The 18,539-nt window shown below is 44.6% G+C and carries 28 protein-coding genes and 1 pseudogene; 3 read left to right on the top strand and 26 right to left on the bottom strand.

Annotated features, from left to right (window positions below):
* Positions 1–288 precede the first annotated feature (288 nt).
* The gene (pdaB, locus tag G9F75_RS18920) at positions 289–1,053 is read left to right on the top strand and encodes a polysaccharide deacetylase family sporulation protein PdaB (protein WP_014416762.1); all 765 of its coding nucleotides are present in this window, start codon (positions 289–291) and stop codon (positions 1,051–1,053) included.
* On the opposite strand, the gene kbaA is transcribed toward pdaB, so the two are convergent.
* Positions 1,054–1,650, bottom strand: coding sequence for a KinB-signaling pathway activation protein (gene kbaA / locus G9F75_RS18915; RefSeq protein WP_014416761.1), 597 nt, complete (start codon positions 1,648–1,650; stop codon positions 1,054–1,056).
* 107 nt (positions 1,651–1,757) lie between these two features.
* Here kbaA and gerD point away from each other — a divergent pair, with 107 nt between their 5' ends.
* The gene (gene gerD, locus G9F75_RS18910; RefSeq protein WP_014304224.1) at positions 1,758–2,315 is read left to right on the top strand and encodes a spore germination lipoprotein GerD; all 558 of its coding nucleotides are present in this window, start codon (positions 1,758–1,760) and stop codon (positions 2,313–2,315) included.
* Between the two features lie 32 nt (positions 2,316–2,347).
* Here the strand turns inward: gerD and G9F75_RS18905 are convergent, their stop codons facing one another.
* The 3 genes from G9F75_RS18905 to G9F75_RS18895 all read right to left on the bottom strand — a co-directional run bounded on the left by G9F75_RS18905 (position 2,348) and on the right by G9F75_RS18895 (position 4,697).
* Positions 2,348–3,400 (bottom strand): Mrp/NBP35 family ATP-binding protein, encoded by a 1,053-nt coding sequence (locus G9F75_RS18905; RefSeq protein WP_007410418.1) that lies wholly within the window; start codon positions 3,398–3,400, stop codon positions 2,348–2,350.
* A 79-nt stretch (positions 3,401–3,479) separates the two neighbouring features.
* A complete protein-coding gene (gene cwlD / locus G9F75_RS18900) occupies positions 3,480–4,193 on the bottom strand; it encodes an N-acetylmuramoyl-L-alanine amidase CwlD (RefSeq protein ID WP_014416759.1) in 714 nt (237 codons plus the stop codon).
* Between the two features lie 60 nt (positions 4,194–4,253).
* Positions 4,254–4,697, bottom strand: coding sequence for a DUF2521 family protein (locus tag G9F75_RS18895; protein ID WP_011996201.1), 444 nt, complete (start codon positions 4,695–4,697; stop codon positions 4,254–4,256).
* A gap of 130 nt (positions 4,698–4,827) precedes the next feature.
* Between G9F75_RS18895 and G9F75_RS18890 the strand changes: the two genes are divergently transcribed.
* Positions 4,828–5,301: a DinB family protein gene (locus G9F75_RS18890; protein ID WP_061861778.1), complete on the top strand. Its 474-nt coding sequence runs from the start codon at positions 4,828–4,830 to the stop codon at positions 5,299–5,301.
* 13 nt (positions 5,302–5,314) lie between these two features.
* Here the strand turns inward: G9F75_RS18890 and G9F75_RS18885 are convergent, their stop codons facing one another.
* The 22 genes and pseudogenes from G9F75_RS18885 to rplF form a co-directional block, all read right to left on the bottom strand.
* A complete protein-coding gene (locus tag G9F75_RS18885) occupies positions 5,315–6,082 on the bottom strand; it encodes a class I SAM-dependent methyltransferase (protein WP_007410414.1) in 768 nt (255 codons plus the stop codon).
* Between the two features lie 137 nt (positions 6,083–6,219).
* The gene (rpsI, locus tag G9F75_RS18880; RefSeq protein WP_003225846.1) at positions 6,220–6,612 is read right to left on the bottom strand and encodes a 30S ribosomal protein S9; all 393 of its coding nucleotides are present in this window, start codon (positions 6,610–6,612) and stop codon (positions 6,220–6,222) included.
* 20 nt (positions 6,613–6,632) lie between these two features.
* Positions 6,633–7,070, bottom strand: coding sequence for a 50S ribosomal protein L13 (gene rplM / locus G9F75_RS18875; protein ID WP_003225844.1), 438 nt, complete (start codon positions 7,068–7,070; stop codon positions 6,633–6,635).
* A 159-nt stretch (positions 7,071–7,229) separates the two neighbouring features.
* Entirely contained in the window at positions 7,230–7,973 is a 744-nt protein-coding gene (truA, locus tag G9F75_RS18870; RefSeq protein ID WP_017419475.1) for a tRNA pseudouridine(38-40) synthase TruA, read from the bottom strand.
* A 12-nt stretch (positions 7,974–7,985) separates the two neighbouring features.
* A complete protein-coding gene (locus tag G9F75_RS18865; protein ID WP_014304219.1) occupies positions 7,986–8,783 on the bottom strand; it encodes an energy-coupling factor transporter transmembrane component T family protein in 798 nt (265 codons plus the stop codon).
* Positions 8,780–9,649, bottom strand: a complete 870-nt coding sequence (locus G9F75_RS18860) for an energy-coupling factor ABC transporter ATP-binding protein (RefSeq protein ID WP_167409307.1) — start codon at positions 9,647–9,649, stop codon at positions 8,780–8,782. The genes G9F75_RS18865 and G9F75_RS18860 overlap by 4 nt, the downstream gene beginning before the upstream one ends.
* The gene (locus G9F75_RS18855; RefSeq protein WP_007615256.1) at positions 9,625–10,470 is read right to left on the bottom strand and encodes an energy-coupling factor ABC transporter ATP-binding protein; all 846 of its coding nucleotides are present in this window, start codon (positions 10,468–10,470) and stop codon (positions 9,625–9,627) included. The genes G9F75_RS18860 and G9F75_RS18855 overlap by 25 nt, the downstream gene beginning before the upstream one ends.
* Before the next feature lie 131 nt (positions 10,471–10,601).
* Positions 10,602–10,964: a 50S ribosomal protein L17 gene (gene rplQ, locus G9F75_RS18850; protein ID WP_003156550.1), complete on the bottom strand. Its 363-nt coding sequence runs from the start codon at positions 10,962–10,964 to the stop codon at positions 10,602–10,604.
* A gap of 77 nt (positions 10,965–11,041) precedes the next feature.
* A complete protein-coding gene (locus tag G9F75_RS18845) occupies positions 11,042–11,986 on the bottom strand; it encodes a DNA-directed RNA polymerase subunit alpha (protein WP_003156549.1) in 945 nt (314 codons plus the stop codon).
* 176 nt (positions 11,987–12,162) lie between these two features.
* Positions 12,163–12,558, bottom strand: coding sequence for a 30S ribosomal protein S11 (gene rpsK, locus G9F75_RS18840; protein ID WP_007410409.1), 396 nt, complete (start codon positions 12,556–12,558; stop codon positions 12,163–12,165).
* 20 nt (positions 12,559–12,578) lie between these two features.
* Positions 12,579–12,944, bottom strand: a complete 366-nt coding sequence (gene rpsM, locus G9F75_RS18835; protein ID WP_003156545.1) for a 30S ribosomal protein S13 — start codon at positions 12,942–12,944, stop codon at positions 12,579–12,581.
* A gap of 22 nt (positions 12,945–12,966) precedes the next feature.
* A complete protein-coding gene (gene rpmJ / locus G9F75_RS18830) occupies positions 12,967–13,080 on the bottom strand; it encodes a 50S ribosomal protein L36 (protein ID WP_003156543.1) in 114 nt (37 codons plus the stop codon).
* Positions 13,081–13,113: 33 nt separating this feature from the next.
* Complete coding sequence (gene infA, locus G9F75_RS18825; RefSeq protein WP_003156508.1) at positions 13,114–13,332, bottom strand: translation initiation factor IF-1; 219 nt, start codon at positions 13,330–13,332, stop codon at positions 13,114–13,116.
* Positions 13,310–13,592, bottom strand: a pseudogene (locus tag G9F75_RS20195) (KOW domain-containing RNA-binding protein). Before G9F75_RS20195 ends, infA begins: the two are co-directional and overlap by 23 nt.
* A 64-nt stretch (positions 13,593–13,656) precedes the next feature.
* A complete protein-coding gene (gene map, locus G9F75_RS18820) occupies positions 13,657–14,403 on the bottom strand; it encodes a type I methionyl aminopeptidase (RefSeq protein ID WP_007410408.1) in 747 nt (248 codons plus the stop codon).
* Complete coding sequence (locus G9F75_RS18815; protein WP_021494146.1) at positions 14,400–15,053, bottom strand: adenylate kinase; 654 nt, start codon at positions 15,051–15,053, stop codon at positions 14,400–14,402. Before G9F75_RS18815 ends, map begins: the two co-directional genes overlap by 4 nt.
* Positions 15,054–15,104: 51 nt before the next feature.
* Positions 15,105–16,400 (bottom strand): preprotein translocase subunit SecY, encoded by a 1,296-nt coding sequence (gene secY, locus G9F75_RS18810; protein WP_014416751.1) that lies wholly within the window; start codon positions 16,398–16,400, stop codon positions 15,105–15,107.
* Position 16,401: 1 nt separating this feature from the next.
* Entirely contained in the window at positions 16,402–16,842 is a 441-nt protein-coding gene (rplO, locus tag G9F75_RS18805) for a 50S ribosomal protein L15 (protein WP_003156499.1), read from the bottom strand.
* Positions 16,843–16,872: 30 nt separating this feature from the next.
* The gene (rpmD, locus tag G9F75_RS18800) at positions 16,873–17,052 is read right to left on the bottom strand and encodes a 50S ribosomal protein L30 (RefSeq protein ID WP_003156497.1); all 180 of its coding nucleotides are present in this window, start codon (positions 17,050–17,052) and stop codon (positions 16,873–16,875) included.
* A 13-nt stretch (positions 17,053–17,065) separates the two neighbouring features.
* Positions 17,066–17,566 (bottom strand): 30S ribosomal protein S5, encoded by a 501-nt coding sequence (gene rpsE / locus G9F75_RS18795; RefSeq protein ID WP_003328273.1) that lies wholly within the window; start codon positions 17,564–17,566, stop codon positions 17,066–17,068.
* Between the two features lie 24 nt (positions 17,567–17,590).
* Positions 17,591–17,953 (bottom strand): 50S ribosomal protein L18, encoded by a 363-nt coding sequence (gene rplR, locus G9F75_RS18790; RefSeq protein ID WP_003156492.1) that lies wholly within the window; start codon positions 17,951–17,953, stop codon positions 17,591–17,593.
* 34 nt (positions 17,954–17,987) lie between these two features.
* A complete protein-coding gene (gene rplF / locus G9F75_RS18785) occupies positions 17,988–18,527 on the bottom strand; it encodes a 50S ribosomal protein L6 (RefSeq protein WP_003156490.1) in 540 nt (179 codons plus the stop codon).
* Positions 18,528–18,539 lie beyond the last annotated feature (12 nt).

The raw sequence follows: 18,539 nt of genomic DNA, 5'->3' as shown, positions 1-18,539 counted from the left end.
ATTAACAGGTACGTTTTGTCTTGTTTAGTTTTCAAAGATCATTACCGCTTGTTGAAGCAGCTTTATTATCTTACCACTCAGCTTCTTTTATGTCAACAACTTTTTTTAAGTTGTTTCCGAAGCTTTTTGTTGTTGTCTGCTGTTCATCAGCGACGTTTAATAATATACCATGCATTCGTTGAGTTTAGCAAGTGTTTTTTTCATTTTTTTAAAACGTATTTTGTTATATTCATCTCCGCCGCGGCATACGATGTAATCAAGCATGGACAAGATAAGGAGGCGTCATCAGTGAATCACTTCTACGTGTGGCACATCAGAAGGATAAAACAGCTGCTTATTATTATCATTGCCGCATTTGCAGCAGCCAGCTTTTTTTATATACAGAGAGCCGTCCCCCTTCCTGTATTTTTAACTGATAGCGGCCCGAAGGCTATTTCAAAAGGGGAGACGAAAGCGGGCGAAGTCGCATTAACATTCGATATCAGCTGGGGCGACGAAAAGGCGGTTCCTATTCTGAACGCGCTAAAAGCAAACGGTATTAAAAACGCCACTTTTTTTCTGTCAGCTTCTTGGGCGGAACGGCACCCGGACACAGTTGAACGTATGGTAAAAGACGGACATCAAATCGGCAGCATGGGATATGCGTATAAGAATTATACCAACCTAGAGGACAATGAAATAAAAAAAGATATCCTCCGGGCCCAGACTGCATTTAAAAAGCTGGGTGTGAAGAATGTTCATTTACTCCGCCCGCCGACCGGACAATTTAATAAAAAGGTTCTTACCATTGCACAGAAGTACCACTATTCAGTGGTTCATTACAGCGTTAACTCGCAGGATTGGACAAATCCCGGCCCTGATAAAATCATTGAAAATGTAAACAGTCATATAAAAGGCGGCGACATTGTCCTGCTGCACGCCTCTGATTCAGCAACACAGACTGAAGAAGCGCTCCCCGCCATTATTCACAATTTAAAGCAAAAAGGACTGAAAAACGTGACAGTCGGCGACCTGATCGCAAATACTGACGTCAAGTCATCAGAAGTGAAATAACTACCTCTGGGCAAACTTCGGCAGCATTAGCAGCTGAAACGCATTGCAGCCCATCAGCGGAATCAGCATTAAATAAAGCCAGTCCTCATTATTCACTCGTAGCGCGGGAACCCATTCAAGCGCTGTAATAACGACCATTAAAAATAATGATGAAACGAACGTATTTTTTGAGGACTGCTTTTGTTTTATATATGCCGTCAACAGGCCGACGGCAAGCAGAGCCAGCGGCAGCCAGACAAACCCCGCAATCGAGTCATCCCGCTCTCCGAAAAACAAAAATCTGACGTACATTAAATCAAAAGCGACAAACAGAATGATAAACAGCTGAAGCAGATTCCAAAGCGAGCTTGATCTGAGAATTTCAAGGGCAAACCGGTGCACCGTCAAAAAAACGAAGAATCCCATCTGGCTGATCACACTGAAAATCATGCCTACCCCGATAAACCAGATCAGAACGGAGAAAATCTGACCGGCATCAAAATTCAGGAAGAACCCCTTGTACTCCCCCCACTTCAGAGCAAATCCCACGACGCTTGTAATAAGAGCGCCCACAGCTAAAATCGAAAAGAAAAATCGAACAAGCCCGCGGCTTTTCATCTCTTATTCATCCCCCTGACAATCGCGTTCAGCGATATTTTGTTATGTATAAATCCATTCCGATGAATCATATTAAAAATAAGTACAAGTAAGGAAGGAGCTTATGCATGTCAAAAGCCAAAACGCTATTGATAAGCTGTTTTATTGTATTATCTGTAACAGCTTGTGCTCCAAAAGACCAAGCAGCGGATATGGATTATGACCAGACTAAAAAAATGGTTGTTGATATATTAAAGACAGATGATGGAAAAAAAGCAATTAAGGAAATATTAAATGATGATGCGATGAATGAGGCATTGGTGATTGATCAAAATGCCATTAAAGGCACAATAGAGAAAACCCTCACCTCTAAAAAAGGGGCGGAGTTCTGGAAAACCATCTTTGAAGACTCAAAGTTCGCCGAGAGCTTTGCAAAAACTCTTCAGCCCGAGCATGAAAAAATCATAAAAAAACTGATGAAGGACCCTGATTATCAGAAAAGTTTTATGCAGATCATGCAGGACCCCGGCATGGATAAAAAATACTATGAGCTGGTGAAAAGCCAAAAGTTCCGCAGTTACTTAGAAGATGTAATTACAGAGACACTTTCCAGCCCGCTTTTCAAAAAGCAATTCGAGGATGAATTGAAAAAAGCGGCTTCAAGCTCTGAAAAAGAAAGCCAATAAAAGGCCGGGCCGTGTTGATCCCGGCCCCTTTTTTATTCAGCTGTTTTTTCAATGACTTTCTGGGCGATCCCCATATAAATTTCCCCGATCGGATGACTTCTGTCATAGACAGAAGGCGCAAACTGGTCCTTGTCCCAATCAGGCTGTTTTAAAGGAATTCTGCCAAGCAGCGGCACCTGCAATTCCTCTGCAAGCTTATCTCCCCCGCCTTGACCGAACACATATTCTCTCTCGCCGGTTTTTGCACTTTCATAGTAAGCCATATTTTCAATGACCCCTACAACTTCATGATCGGTCTTAATCGCCATAGAACCCGCTCTCGCCGCTACAAATGCGGCTGTAGGGTGCGGCGTTGATACGATAATCTCTTTGCAGCTCGGAAGCATTGTGTGTACATCGAGCGCCACATCACCCGTGCCGGGCGGCAGATCAAGAACGATATAGTCAACCTCTCCCCAGTCAACTTCATGGAAGAAGTTATTCAGCATCTTGCCCAGCATCGGCCCTCTCCACACAACCGGAGCGTTTTCTTCGACGAAAAAGCCCATCGACATAACCTTTACTCCAAATCTTTCGACAGGAAGCAGTTTTTCTCCTTCTACTGTCGGGCGAACTGTAATACCCATCATGTCCGGCACGCTGAATCCGTATATATCCGCGTCAATCAAGCCGACTTTTTTTCCGAGCCGCGCAAGAGAAATGGCCAGGTTGACGGAAACCGTTGATTTGCCGACACCGCCTTTTCCGCTTGCCACCGCAAGAAAGACCGGCGGGTGTTTCCTATTCAGCAGGGTTTCGCTTTCAGCAGCCGGCCGGCTGAATTTCGCCAATGTTTCTTCCGGCAGCTCTTCAAACCGCAGTCCGACAGTTTCCGCACCCGCTTCTTTCAAAACGGATACGATTTCCTGCTGAATACCCATCTGTTCAGCCGTCCCCGTTTTTGCCAATGCAATTTTTACACTGACATGCCGTTTTTCCGGCTTGATCTTTACTTCTTTAATGGCATCCAATTCTCCCAGCGGTCTATGAAGAAAAGGTTCGCGCATGTTTCCGACTATATTTCTTACTTCATCTTCTCTTATCATCGAACCCTCACCCTTTGTGTATTCGTTTACAAATGGTATTATACCATATATTAAACATAGAATCGGCGAAAAACCCTCCTTACTCGGGAGGGTCTCCTTTCTCTGTGAAGTATCTCAATACGCCCTTATACACGGAAGAAGCGATTTTGTCCTGATATTTGGGCTGTCCGAGCCTTTTCGCTTCCGCGGGATTGGACAGAAATCCGATTTCCACCAGCGCGCCCGGTTTGGTTACATTCTGCATTAAGTAAATGCCGTGTATCCGTTTTGCCTTTCTCGTTGTATTCTCCAAATTGATTCTCAATTCGTCCTGTATATATTTTGCCACTTTTTCATTTTCTTCGTATTTTCCATAGTAGAAGCTTTGGGCGCCGCTCCATCTCGGTGACGGTATGGCGTTCAGATGAATGCTGATATAAAGCTCCGCCTCTGAACGGTTGATGATTTCCACGCGCTTTCTCAGATCTTCCGCTTTGCGTCTGCTGTAGCCTTTCGTCCCTTCAGGAGCTAAATCAGTATCCGTCTCCCGCGTCATAATGACCAAAGCTCCCTGCTCCTGCAAATAGTCTCTTACCCTGGAGGCCACTTCGAGAGTAATGTCCTTTTCAAGGTGACTGCCTCCCGTGGCGCCTCCGTCCGGCCCGCCGTGTCCCGGATCGAGATAGATGATTTTTCCGCTCAGCGGCAGACTCCACGGCCGCCAGGAATCATCATTATGGAATTGAAACCGGAATAAACACAATAATATGATAAAGCCAAGTAAAAAACCGAGCCATTTCAGCTTTTTTGCCATACCTTTCCCTCCCGCTTGTCCCCGTTATTAATAAGTATGGGACAAGGGAAGAAATTATGATTACCTCATGCGGAGCTTACATTGTTTTTCTCTTTGCAGAAATCCTTCCGTCCACCAGCTGTTGATAAACCGGCAGGACGCTTCATAGATTTCTTTTTGTTTAACGGAAGAATATTGCTCATGCGTCCAATTGCAAAGATATTCAAAAAAATCGACCGTCAGTTCTTCCTCTTCTTCAGCCGAACGGGCGTTTGCCCTCTGCAAAGACTCACCATAATAGCCAAAGACGCCGAACCGGCCGCCTAATAAATACGCTTCAATTGCAAAATCTATGCATCCTTCACTCAGAATGCCGTTTTCGTCTTGAAGAAAGGGAAACAAAGGGGTAAGACATGCTTTTACGGACTGAATGATCTGCGTCAGTGACAGCTCCTTTAGTAAACTCTTCTCAAGCTCAAAATCCTTCTGCCGTTTCACGTCTGAAAAAGATAATACTTCTGCCATTGCCAGCCACGCTCCTTTTTACTGTTATTTTGAAAGGAAAAGGGAAAAAGCATGCTTTGTTGATAGTGGAAATCCTCCCAAATGAAGGAGTTTTATGTTAACTGGAAGAAGAAAGAGCTGAGGTGACGTTATGAAAAAGCTGTTTCAATACAATTGGATGGTGCGTGACGAGTGGTTTATGATATGTGAAAAGCTGAGCCGGGAGGAACTGACGAAAACCCGGACGGGCGGAATGGAGAGCATCTTGCGGACTTTATTTCATATCATTGATGTCGAGATCAGCTGGGCTCGTGCCATTTTAGGTAAAGATGATGTTTTACCTGCTGAGTCTGACTATACGAGCATTCAGGATCTCAGAAAGCTGTCTGAACAGTTTCGGGAGGATGTCATTCATGCGGTCTCCCGCAAAGGACCGGATCTTGTTACGCCGGACTGGATGGACCAAACCTTTCCTAAAGAAGATATTCTCCGCCACATCCTTGCGCATGAGATTCACCATATCGGACAACTGTCGGTTTGGGCCAGAGAAATTGGAATAGAACCGGTTTCGGCTAATGTGATCAGCCGTCCGCAGGAAAAAGCCGCAAAAAAACAGCACCTCTGACGGGATGCCGTTTTTATATTTTAATGCTTCTTGTTACGGAGTATGTATTAATGTATTCATCCAGCACGAGGCCGCCTTTGTCCTCGTAAAAACCGGCAACCATAAAGCCTGCGTCAATCTGACCTTTAATTTGATCCTCCAGCGTATGGCCGAATTCAAGCGCTTCATGATTATCAATAAGTTCCTTTACCTTTTTCTTACTCAGATCTTTTTCATCCGAAAACGGAATGGAATACTTTACTTTTAGGACGCCTTCCTGCTCTAAATCCATATCAAATAAGAACACGACGGGATTTACAAAACCGGAGACTAAAGACCCGCCTTTTTTCAATACGCGATGAGCTTCTTTCCATACAGGAAGAACCGTATCAACAAAGCAATTCGATACCGGGTGCACGATAAAATCAAATGACTCATCATCAAAACAGCTCAGATCATTCATGCTGCCTTTGACAGTCCGAAGCGTAAGATCGTCCCGCTCGGCAACCATTCTGTCTTGCGCAAGCTGTTTTTCCGAATTGTCAAAGATGGTGACATCCGCTCCTGCAGCAGCCAGGACCGGGCCTTGCTGTCCTCCTCCTGAAGCGAGACAAAGAACCTTCAGACCGTCTATGGGCGGAAACCAATCCGCCGGCACATCTTTTCCGGGGGTCATCCTGATGCTCCAATTGCCTTTTTTCGCTTCACCAATCGTATGAGAATCAACCGCAACCGTCCATTCATTGCCTGTTTCGACTTTTTTATCCCATGCCTTGCTGTTATGTATGACTAACTTATTCATTATAACTGCGCTCCTTATTGGTAATGAATAGAGTATAACAAACAATTCTAGAAAAACATCGGATAACCTCTTGAATATGAGAAAAAAATACAAAAAAACCACAACCAAGAAGTTGTGGTTTTTGCAATCCAAAACGATTAACGTTTTGAGAACTGAGGTGCACGACGAGCGCCTTTAAGACCGTATTTTTTACGTTCTTTCATACGAGCGTCACGAGTCAGAAGACCAGCACGTTTAAGTGTTGCACGGTATTCTGGATCTGCTTCAAGCAAAGCACGAGCGATACCATGACGGATTGCTCCAGCTTGACCAGATAAGCCGCCTCCATGTACGTTTACTAAAACATCATAAGTACCAGCTGTTTCAGTTAAAGTTAATGGTTGTTTGATATCTTCGATTAGAGCTGGAGATGGAATGTGCTCGCTGATTTCACGATTATTAACGACGATACGACCTTCTCCTGGAACTAAGCGCACACGCGCTACAGAACTTTTACGACGGCCAGTACCGTAATATTGAACCTGTGCCAAATTGGTAACCTCCTTTTTAATTAACCGCGAAGTTCGTAAACTTCAGGTTTTTGTGCTTCATGTGGATGCTCAGAACCACGGTATACGTTCAATTTTTTGAACATTTGACGACCTAGAGAACCTTTTGGAAGCATGCCTTTGATAGCAAGCTCAAGCATTTTCTCAGGGTAGTTTGTACGCATTTCAAGAGCTGTTCTTGATTTTAATCCGCCTGGATGTTGAGTGTGACGGTAGTAGATTTTATCAGTTAACTTTTTACCAGTTAACTCGATTTTTTCAGCGTTGATGATGATCACATGATCTCCAGTATCAACGTGCGGTGTGTAAGTCGGTTTGTGTTTCCCGCGAAGGATAGATGCAACTTCTGTAGAAAGACGTCCTAGAGTCTTGCCAGCAGCATCAACAACTAACCACTTGCGTTCAATAGTACTTGCGTTAGCCATAGGTGTTGTACGCATTGAATTTCCCTCCTAAATGATCTGTCATTTTCAATAATCTTCGATTACGTTCTATTTCACAACACAATAAGTTCCGGGGCTTATCGTGGGGTTGAAATACATACCATATGATATCTTATAACTTTATGCAGACTCTGTCAAGAAAATGTTACACCTGGTTTAGTTGTCATAGCAAACGCTCCATAAATACAGCCCGTGCCCCGGTGCGGTGCGCCCCGCGGCTTCGCGATCTTTCGCTTCGAGCATTGCTTTTACATCATCGGGAGAAAATTTTCCAGCTCCTGTATCCAATAACGTTCCGGCAATGATTCTGACCATATTATAGAGAAAACCGTTTCCGGTGATCCGCATCTGCAGGCCGTCCCCGGTCTCAGTCCAATCCAGCTCGTAAATCGTTCTGACCTTATCCTGAACCGCGGTATCAGCCGCGCAAAAGCTTGTGAAATCATGTGTCCCGATGAGGTGCCTTGAAGCTTCCCTCATTTTCTGCACATTAAGCTGATATGCAAAATGGTAAGCGTAATGTCGTTTAAATACGTCCGGGTGTTTCTCCGTATATACAATGTAGCGATATTCCTTTTGGACCGCGCTAAATCGTGCATGGAACCCATCATCCGCAATCTCTGCTGTTTTGACGGCAATATCATCAGGCAGCAGGGCATTGAGCGCAAACGGCCATTTCTCAGCCGGGATGGACAGCGGCGTATCAAAATGAATGACCTGTCCGGCAGCATGAACATCGCTGTCCGTGCGGCCGGATGAGTAAACAGGCACTCTGCCGTCCGTTTTATGGATGACGGCCAGCGCTTTTTCCAATTCACTTTGAACGGTCCGCTTTCCAGGCTGAACCTGATATCCGTTAAATAAATGCCCGTCATAAGCAATGGTACATTTCACTCTCATTCAGCAGCACCTCTAACTTCTTAAGAAAAACAATAACACGGCTAATACGATGATGAGCAGAATAGCTCCGGTATCCTTTCCGGTCCAGACGAGCTTTCTGTATTTCGTTCTCCCCTCACCGCCCTGGTAGCCTCTCGCCTCCATAGCGACCGCGAGCTCTTCCGCGCGTTTAAAGGCGCTGACAAACAGCGGGACAAGCAGCGGAACAACCGCTTTGATTCTGTCTTTCACCGGACCGCTTGTAAAGTCCGCACCCCTTGCCATTTGCGCCTTCATGATTTTATCTGTCTCTTCCATCAATGTCGGGATAAATCGCAACGATATCGACATCATCAATGCGAGTTCGTGTACGGGCAGCTTCACCTTTTTAAAAGGATTCAGGAGCTGCTCCATTCCATCCGTTATTTCAATCGGCGTTGTTGTCAGCGTCAGCAGCGTCGTCATAAAGATAAGGTAAACGAAACGGAGGGAGATAAAAATCCCCTGTATAAGTCCGCCCTCATACACTTTAAACCAGCCAAGCTGAAAAATGACAGATCCTTCATGTGTCATGAAAATGTGTAATAAAAAGGTAAACGCCACAATCCAGATAATCGGCTTAAGCCCCTTCAGCAAAAAGCTGAACGGCACGCGTGTTAAGGCAATCACCCCGAATGTAAACAAACCGAGCAAAGCGTACGTCTGTACGTTGTTTGCCAAAAAAACGATACATACAAAAAGAAAGATGCTGACAAGTTTTGTTCGCGGGTCCAATCGGTGAATAAGCGATGATCCGGGAACATACTTTCCGATAATCATGCTGTCCATCATTGGTCCTTTTCCTCCTGAAAGAAAGCCTTAATTTCACTGGCGGCATCCTGCAGGGTCAGCATGGGTTTCTCATACTTGACTCCGAGAGCCTTCTCAAGCCGTCTCTGAAACTTTACCGATTCAGGAAGATCCAGTCCCATTTCGGCCATCTCTTCACCTTTTACAAACAAGTCACGCGGACTCCCCGTCGCTTTAATGGTTCCTTTGTGCATGACGATCATTTCGTCAGCATAGCGGGCGGCGTCCTCCATGCTGTGGGTGACGAGAATGGTAGTCAGGTTTCCCCGCTGATGAAGCGCATAGAACATGTCCATAATGTCCTGGCGCCCTCTCGGATCAAGACCGGCCGTCGGTTCATCCAAAACCAGCACTTCCGGCTCCATCGCGAGAACGCCGGCAATCGCCACTCTGCGCATCTGGCCGCCGCTGAGCTCAAATGGTGAACGATCCAAAATGTCTTCCGGAAGGCCCACAAGCCCCAGCATTTCTTTTGCTTTCCGTTCAGCGTCTTCTTTTTTTACACCGAAATTCATCGGTCCGAATGCGATGTCCTTCAGCACAGTCTCTTCAAACAGCTGATGTTCGGGAAATTGGAAAACGATTCCGACTTTTTTTCGCAAAGTCTTAAGGTCTTTATTCTTTTTACCGGCTGCCAGAATCGAGCTCCCGAGTTCAAGCTGTCCTTTAGTCGGTTTCAGCAAACCGTTTAAATGCTGCAGGAGCGTCGATTTGCCCGACCCTGTATGCCCGATGACGGCAACGTAGCTGCCCTCTTTTATCACGGCATTGATATCATACAGAGCCAACCGTTCAAACGGTGTTTTCATTTGATAGCGGTGTTCTACATCTTTGATTTTAATGTCCACAGCTCATTCACCAGCCCTTCCTGAGTCAGATGGTTTTTCGTTAACGCCAGTCCGCTTTCTTTCAAAAGCAGGCTGAGCTGGAATGAGAAAGGCAAATCAAGACCGATGCGAACCAAGTCTTCGTTTAATTTAAAAATCTCTTCAGGCGTGCCCTCTGCATATTTCCTGCCGCCGTTCATCACAATGATCCTGTCCGCCCTTGCGGCTTCTTCCAGGTCATGTGTTATCGAAATGACGGTGGCCATGCCCTGATCTTTTAAGCGTCTGACAGTATCAAGGACTTCTTCTCTCCCAATCGGGTCAAGCATGGATGTCGCTTCATCCAAAATCATAATATCAGGACGCGCGGCAATAATTCCCGCGATCGCCACTCTTTGTTTTTGACCTCCGGAGAGATGGTGCGGCTCTTGATCAAGAAAATCCTGCATATTCACTTGTGTGACAGCCCAATCTACTCTCTCAATCATTTCTTCGCGCGGAACACCATTGTTTTCTAAACCAAAAGCCACATCATCGCGAACAGTCGTTCCGACAAATTGGTTATCGGGATTCTGAAAGACCATCCCTATTTTTTTTCGCACATCCCACACGGTATCCTCAGTCAGCTTGATGCCGCCGACTTCAATTTCTCCGGCCTCAGGCAAAATCAGCCCGTTCAACGCTCTGGCCAAAGTCGACTTCCCTGAACCGTTGTGGCCTACGATAGCAAGCCATTCTCCTTCGTACACCTCCAGACTCACACCATCCAGCGCCGGTCTTTCTGCATCTTTGCGGTATCGGAATAGAATGTCTTTTACGGATATAAGCTGTTTTTGATCCACGGGCGCCTGACCTCCTCTCAGCTATAGCTCTGCTTTTCTGTCTCATGATAAAAAGTTCTGATATCTAAAAAAAGGGCATAGATCCAGTTAGAAACTGTCCCGCCCTTCTTTAGATACACAAAAATATGTGATTAAACCAATTCGATGATTGCCATTGGTGCACCGTCACCACGGCGAGGACCAAGCTTCATAATACGTGTGTATCCGCCTTGGCGCTCCTCGTAACGAGTTGCAATGTCAGAGAATAATTTTTGAAGTGCATCTTGGTTATTTTCTTCATTAGCAACCTCGTTGCGAATGTATGCAGCAGCTTGACGACGAGCATGCAAGTCACCGCGCTTACCAAGAGTGATCATCTTTTCAACAACAGAGCGAAGTTCTTTCGCACGTGTTTCAGTTGTTTCAATTCTTTCGTTGATGATCAAATCTGTTGTAAGATCACGAAGCATAGCTTTACGCTGTGAACTCGTACGTCCTAGTTTTCTGTATGACATGTGATGTCCCCTCCTTTAATGGAATGCTGTTTCTAAATAAAAAACACACGAAAATCCTAGTTCACATGGAAACTAGATCAATCGTCTTTGCGAAGGCCGAGTCCAAGTTCTTCTAGTTTCGCTTTCACTTCTTCAAGTGATTTGCGTCCCAGGTTGCGAACTTTCATCATATCTTCTTCCGTCTTGTTCGCAAGTTCTTGAACCGTGTTAATGCCCGCACGCTTCAAGCAGTTGTAAGAACGGACAGAAAGGTCAAGTTCCTCAATCGTCATTTCAAGAACTTTTTCTTTTTGGTCCTCTTCTTTTTCAACCATGATTTCAGCATGCTGAGCTTCGTCAGTTAAACCGACGAATATATTAAGGTGTTCAGTTAAAATCTTTGAACCGAGAGCAATTGCTTCCTTCGGTCCAGTGCTTCCGTCAGTCCAAACATCAAGTGTAAGTTTGTCATAGTTTGCAACCTGGCCTACACGAGTGTTTTCTACCTGATAAGATAAACGAGAAACTGGCGTAAAGATTGAATCGATCGGAATCACGCCGATAGGCTGATCGTCTCTTTTGTTCGAATCAGCAGGTGTATACCCACGTCCTCTTTGTGCAGTAAGGCGAACTCGGAAACTCGCATTCTCACCAAGAGTCGCGATATGAAGATCCGGATTAAGGATTTCAACATCGCTGTCGTGTGTAATATCAGCTGCTGTGACAGTTCCTTCGCCCTGTACATCAATTTCAAGCGTCTTCTCTTCATCAGAGTAGATTTTCAATGCAAGCTTTTTAATGTGCAAGATTATCGTTGTAACATCTTCCACAACGCCTTCGATTGTCGAGAATTCGTGCAGTACACCATCTATCTGGATCGATGTTACAGCGGCACCAGGGAGTGAGGATAAGAGGATACGACGTAAGGAGTTACCCAGAGTTGTACCATATCCACGCTCAAGCGGCTCTACGACAAACTTACCAAATTTGGCATCGTCGCTGATTTCAACCGTTTCGATTTTTGGTTTTTCAATCTCGATCATTACTTAAAACCCTCCTTCAAAACGTCGAAACCTCGAATAGAATCATATGAGATTCCATCCGAAATTCCCCATTGTTTAGTCCCGTATGTGCTCAGGCAACGAGTCGGTGCATTCGTTTCATAAATAACTGTATCATAACCCATTATTGACAGGGACACAAAATCTATACAAACAAATTACACGCGGCGACGTTTTGGTGGACGGCATCCATTATGAGGAACAGGAGTTACGTCTCTGATAGCTGTAACTTCAAGTCCGGCAGCTTGTAAAGCACGGATTGCAGCTTCACGGCCAGAACCTGGTCCTTTAACAGTTACTTCAAGAGTTTTAAGTCCGTGTTCGATTGAACCTTTAGCAGCTGTTTCAGCAGCCATTTGCGCAGCAAAAGGAGTAGATTTACGAGAACCTCTGAATCCTAGAGCTCCGGCACTAGACCAAGAAAGAGCATTACCATGAGTATCAGTGATCGTAACGATCGTGTTGTTGAAAGTTGAACGAATATGAGCGATTCCTGACTCAATATTCTTTTTCACGCGACGTTTACGCGTGTTTTGTTTACGAGCAGCAGCCATTGTTTAGGTACCTCCCTTACTTATTTTTTCTTGTTAGCTACAGTACGACGCGGACCTTTACGAGTACGCGCATTGTTTTTAGAGTTTTGTCCGCGAACAGGCAAACCTCTGCGATGGCGGATTCCGCGGTAGCTTCCGATTTCGATCAGACGCTTGATGTTAAGAGAAACTTCACGGCGAAGGTCACCTTCTACTTTCAGTTTGTCAATAACATCACGGATTTTACCAAGTTCTTCTTCAGTAAGATCACGCACACGAGTATCTTCAGAAACACCAGCCTCTTTCAAGACTTGCTGAGCCGTTGTGCGGCCAATTCCGAAGACATATGTTAAAGAAATAACAACACGTTTGTCACGTGGGATATCTACACCAGCAATACGAGCCATTCTCTGGGCACCTCCTTATTAATTATCCTTGTTTTTGTTTATGCTTTGGATTTTCACAGATCACCATTACTTTTCCTTTTCTGCGAATAACTTTACATTTCTCGCAGATTGGTTTAACTGATGGTCTCACTTTCATGTGTTTCCAACCTCCTTCAGTTTCCGGAGTGCTTTATTTGTAACGGTACGTAATCCTGCCACGAGTTAAGTCATATGGAGATAATTCTACCGTAACTTTGTCTCCAGGTAAAATGCGAATGAAGTGCATGCGGATTTTACCAGATACGTGAGCCAAAACCGTATGGCCATTTTCGAGTTCAACTTTGAACATCGCGTTTGGCAGTGTTTCGACAATCGTACCTTCCACTTCAATTACATCGTCTTTCGCCATTCAAGTGTTCTCCCTTCTTCAAATCAGTAACTTGCTCTCTGACAAATTTCAAAAGAGAAAATCTCAGTTATCCGTTTGTCACACGCCCTGTTTCGTTTATACTGTTCTGAACTTCCGGAGATACGCAATCATAAAGGGTGAATGATTGATATTCTTTTTCTAAGGAGAATGAAATGTACGCTTTTCTCCGTCTGCTTTAGTACACGATGATGAATCTTCATTCCGATGACAGCAGCTAGCCGGTTTTTCTTCCGACCAATTGTAAACCTACAATCTGCCCAGGTGCGGAATGAAAAACATGTGTCATGGAATTCATTTCATCATCTAGACTTTTGTCAGTATATCAAAACCCGTTTCCGTAATCGCAATCGTATGTTCAAAATGAGCACACTTTTTCCCATCTACCGTTACAACCGTCCAGTTATCAGCCAATGTTTTCACATATCGGCTGCCAGCGTTAACCATCGGTTCTATAGCGAGAACCATACCAGGCTTCAGCCTAGGTCCTTTGTTTGGCGGACCGTAATGAGGAATTTGCGGATCCTCATGCAAGTCTTGACCAACACCATGTCCGACATACTCCCTAACAACTGAAAACTGCTCATTTTCGACATACGTTTGTATTGCGTGGGAAATATTCGACAAACGTTCACCTGGTTTTGCTTCCTTCAAGCCTTTATATAAAGACTCCTCTGTCACTTCCAGCAGTCGTTTATCATCATCACTGATGTTTCCTACCGGATATGTCCAAGCAGAGTCACCATGATAACCATTTAATTTAGCACCGATATCAATGCTGATAATGTCACCGTCACGCAAAACCCTTTTACCGGGAATTCCGTGAACGAGTTCTTCATTAACTGATACACAAATGCTCCCGCGAAACCCATTATACCCCTTAAAAGATGGGATTGCACCCTGCTTCTCAATAAAACGTTCGGCAATTTGATCCAATTCTTTTGTCGAGATTCCTGGTTTAATGTGCTTTTTCATCTCTTCATGAGTCAAAGCCACGATTCGCCCTGCTTCCCGCATGATGCCAAGCTCACGAGGGGTCTTACAGATAATCATTTGCTCAATCCTCCAAGAAGCTCTTTCACATCTTTGTACACGTCGTTAATGTCCTGCTGGCCATTGACGTTGACAAGATACCCTTTCTCAGAATAAAAATCGAGTAAAGGCTGAGTCTGCTTCATGTTGACCTCAAGCCGTTTTGAGACGGTTTCCTCATTATCATCTGCCCGTTGATAAAGGTCTCCTCCGTCTTTATCACAAACACCCGGCGTTTTCGGCGGATTGAAAACCAAATGATAGGTTGTGCCGCAAACACTGCAAATTCTGCGTCCAGTCAAACGTTCCATTAAAGAGTCTTTGTCTACTTTAATGTTAATGACATAATCAATCGGCTTGCCGTATTCCTCAAGAATGTTTTCAAGAGCTTCAGCCTGAGCGACTGTTCGCGGAAATCCGTCCAGAAGAAAACCTCTTTCACAATCATTTTTGCCGAGTCTTTCTTTGACAATGCCGATTGTGACTTCGTCCGGTACGAGCTCGCCTTTATCAATATAAGACTTTGCTTCGAGTCCGAGTGGTGTTTCTTCTTTCATAGCAGCACGGAACATATCTCCCGTTGAGATATGAGGTATCCCATAATCCTCAACAATTCGTTCTCCCTGTGTGCCTTTACCGGCTCCAGGAAGTCCCATTAAGACTAAGTTCATTCGGATTTCCCCCGTCCTCTCTTATTTAGAGGAATGGTTAAAACCAGTCCTCTAATTTTTCATAAATCCTCGGTAATTACGTTTCACTAACTGGCTCTCCAGCTGCTTCATTGTCTCCAAGGCTACCCCGACGACAATTAACAATGATGTTCCGCCAATCTGTGCACTTTGAGGCAATCCAGCGAATTGAATGAAAAAGATAGGAAGAATGGAAATCACGGCTAAGAATATAGAACCCACAAACGTAAGTCGATACAAAATGCTCGTAATTCTATCTTGAGTCATTTTCCCTGGACGAACCCCCGGGATATAGCCACCCTGTTTTTTTAGGTTATCAGCCATTTGTTCAGGGTTTACCTGCACAAAAGCATAGAAGTACGTAAAGGCGATAATTAATGCGACATAAACCGCCATGCCCACCGGATGTGTATTGTCAAAGTTGGCTTGAATCCACTTTGTCACATTGTTTTCTCCGAAAAATGACGCGATAGTACGCGGCGTAATAAGAAACGCAACCGCAAAGATTACCGGAATAACCCCTGCCGGATTCACTTTAAGCGGAAGGTGAGTTGACTGGCCTCCGCCAACAGGTGAACGACCTTGCCCTTTTGCATATTGAATCGCGATTTTGCGTACGGCCTGCTGAATGAAAATAACACCAACAATAACGGCCAAAATCGCAATCGCCAGTAAGGCGATTTTCACAATATGAATAAACAGCTGATCGCTGCTGCCGACAAATTGAGTCTCATAAATCTGCCCAACAGTTTTCGGAATACTAGCCACAATCCCCGCGAAGATGATGATCGAAATTCCGTTACCTACTCCATTGGAAGTAATTTGTTCTCCCAGCCACATTAAAAAAGCAGTTCCTCCAGTGAGTACTAAAGCAATAATCAGATATGTCGATATGCCGGATTTTTCAATCAGCATACCGTTTGCCAGGTTGTTAAACCCGTAAGACATACCTAATGCCTGGATAAAACCAAGCACAATCGTAAAATATCTCGTGAACTGAGCTAATTTACGGCGGCCGACTTCACCTTGCTTAGACCACTCGGTAAACTTCGGCACAACATCCATCTGAAGCAGCTGAATGATGATCGAAGCAGTGATGTAAGGCGTAATTCCCATCGCAAAAATGGAAAACTGATAAAGCGCACCGCCGCCAAATGTGTTAAGGAGATCAAAAACCCCCATCGAACTTTGTGTCTGCAACGCCTGAGCATTTACATATGGCACAGGGATAAACGCACCTATGCGAAAGACGATAAGCATGAGTAATGTAAAAATGATTTTATTCCGAATATCACTCACACGCATAAAGTTGGAGATTGTCTTAAACAAGTTAGATCACCTCAGCTGTACCGCCAGCAGCTTCAACAGCTTCTTTCGCAGAAGCAGAGAATTTATTGGCTTTTACAGTTAATTTTTTCTCTAATTTACCGTTGCCAAGAATCTTTACTCCTGCATTAAGTTTGCTAATAACACCAGTCTCAAGAAGAAGTTCAGGAGTGACTTCCGTTCCTTCCGCAAAACCGTTCAATTTGTCTACGTTCACAATAGCGTATTCCTTACGGTTGATGTTTGTAAAACCGCGCTTAGGAAGACGTTGGAATAAAGGCATTTGTCCCCCCTCGAATCCAGGGCGTACACCGCCGCCAGAACGAGCGTTTTGACCTTTGTGACCTTTACCAGCTGTTTTACCGTTACCAGAACCAATACCACGACCTACGCGATTGCGTACTTTACGTGAACCTTCTGAAGGCTTTAATTCATGAAGTTTCATTAGGACACCTCCTTAGCCTATAATTTATTTTTATTGTTCTTTAACAGAAACTAGATGAGATACTTTATTAATCATACCGCGGATCGCAGCGTTATCTTCATGAACGACAGTTTGGTTTGTTTTCTTTAAACCAAGTGTTCTTACAGTAACGCGCTGATCTTCCGGGCGACCGATTACACTGCGTTTGAGGGTAATTTCTAATTTAGCCATTAATGTTCCCTCCTTATCCTAACAGTTCTTCTACAGATTTTCCACGAAGCTTCGCAACGTCTTCGGCACGTTTAAGCTCACTTAAACCTTGAAGTGTTGCACGGATCATGTTGATCGGTGTGTTAGAACCTAAAGACTTAGAAAGGATATCAGCAACGCCAGCAAGCTCAAGTACCGCACGTACAGGGCCTCCAGCGATAACTCCAGTACCTTCAGAAGCAGGTTTCAACAAGATATTGCCTGCACCGAAACGTCCGATGATTTCGTGTGGAATCGTAGTTCCAACCATTGGTACTTCAATCAAATTCTTTTTCGCATCTTCAACAGCTTTGCGGATTGCTTCAGGTACTTCTTGTGCTTTACCAGTACCGAAACCTACGTGACCGTTTTTGTCACCGACAACGACTAGAGCTGCGAAACGGAAACGACGACCACCTTTAACAACTTTCGCTACGCGGTTAACCGTAACTAAGCGTTCTTCTAACTCTAATTTGCTTGGGTCAATACGACGCATAATCATGTGTCCCTCCTTTTTTTATTAAAATTTCAGTCCGGCTTCACGAGCTGCATCGGCCAGAGCTTTTACACGTCCATGGTATAAGTATCCGCCGCGGTCAAATACTACGTCAGAAACACCTTTCTCAGAAGCGCGTTTCGCAACGAGTTCACCGACTTTAGCAGCAGCAGCGCTGTCACCAGTGCTTTCCACGTTCAAATCTTTATCGAGAGTAGAGGCACTAGCAAGTGTAACGCCATTTACATCATCGATGATTTGAGCATAAATGTGTTTGTTTGAACGGAACACATTCAGACGAGGTCTTTCAGCTGTGCCTGAAAGTTTAGCACGAACACGGGCATGTCTTTTTTGACGAGCAGCATTTTTGCTAGTTTTCGTAATCATCCTTAGGTCACTCCTTTCTTCACTTTAAGCGGTCTTACTTAGCAGATTTACCTTCTTTACGGCGAACAACTTCACCTTCGTAGCGGATTCCTTTACCTTTGTAAGGCTCTGGAGAACGTACAGCGCGGATGTTAGCAGCGATAGCTCCTACACGCTCTTTGTCTGTACCTTTTACAACTACTTTAGTTTGAGAAGGAACTTCGATTTCGATGCCCTCTTCAGGAACGATCTCAACAGGGTGAGAGTATCCAACGTTTAAAACAAGTTTGTTTCCGGATTTAGCCGCACGATAACCGACACCGACTAATTCCAAACCTCTTTCAAATCCTTTAGATACGCCTTCAACCATGTTTCCAAGCAGACTGCGAGTCGTACCATGCAGCGCACGGTGCTCTTTGTGATCAGAAGGACGAGTAACTGTAAGCACGTTGTCCTCAATTTTGATTTCCATATCAGGATGGAAAGTACGAGTTAATTCTCCTTTTGGTCCTTTTACAGCTACAGTGTTGCCTTCGTTCAGCGTTACTGTAACTCCAGAAGGGATCTCAAGCAGTTTTTTACCTACACGAGACATACTAAAACACCT

The sequence above is a fragment of the Bacillus sp. EKM208B genome, from assembly GCF_011800725.1.
GTDB lineage: Bacteria > Bacillota > Bacilli > Bacillales > Bacillaceae > Bacillus > Bacillus velezensis.
Note: the sequence above shows the minus strand (reverse complement) of the source record. Positions and strands in the feature narration are given on the sequence as shown.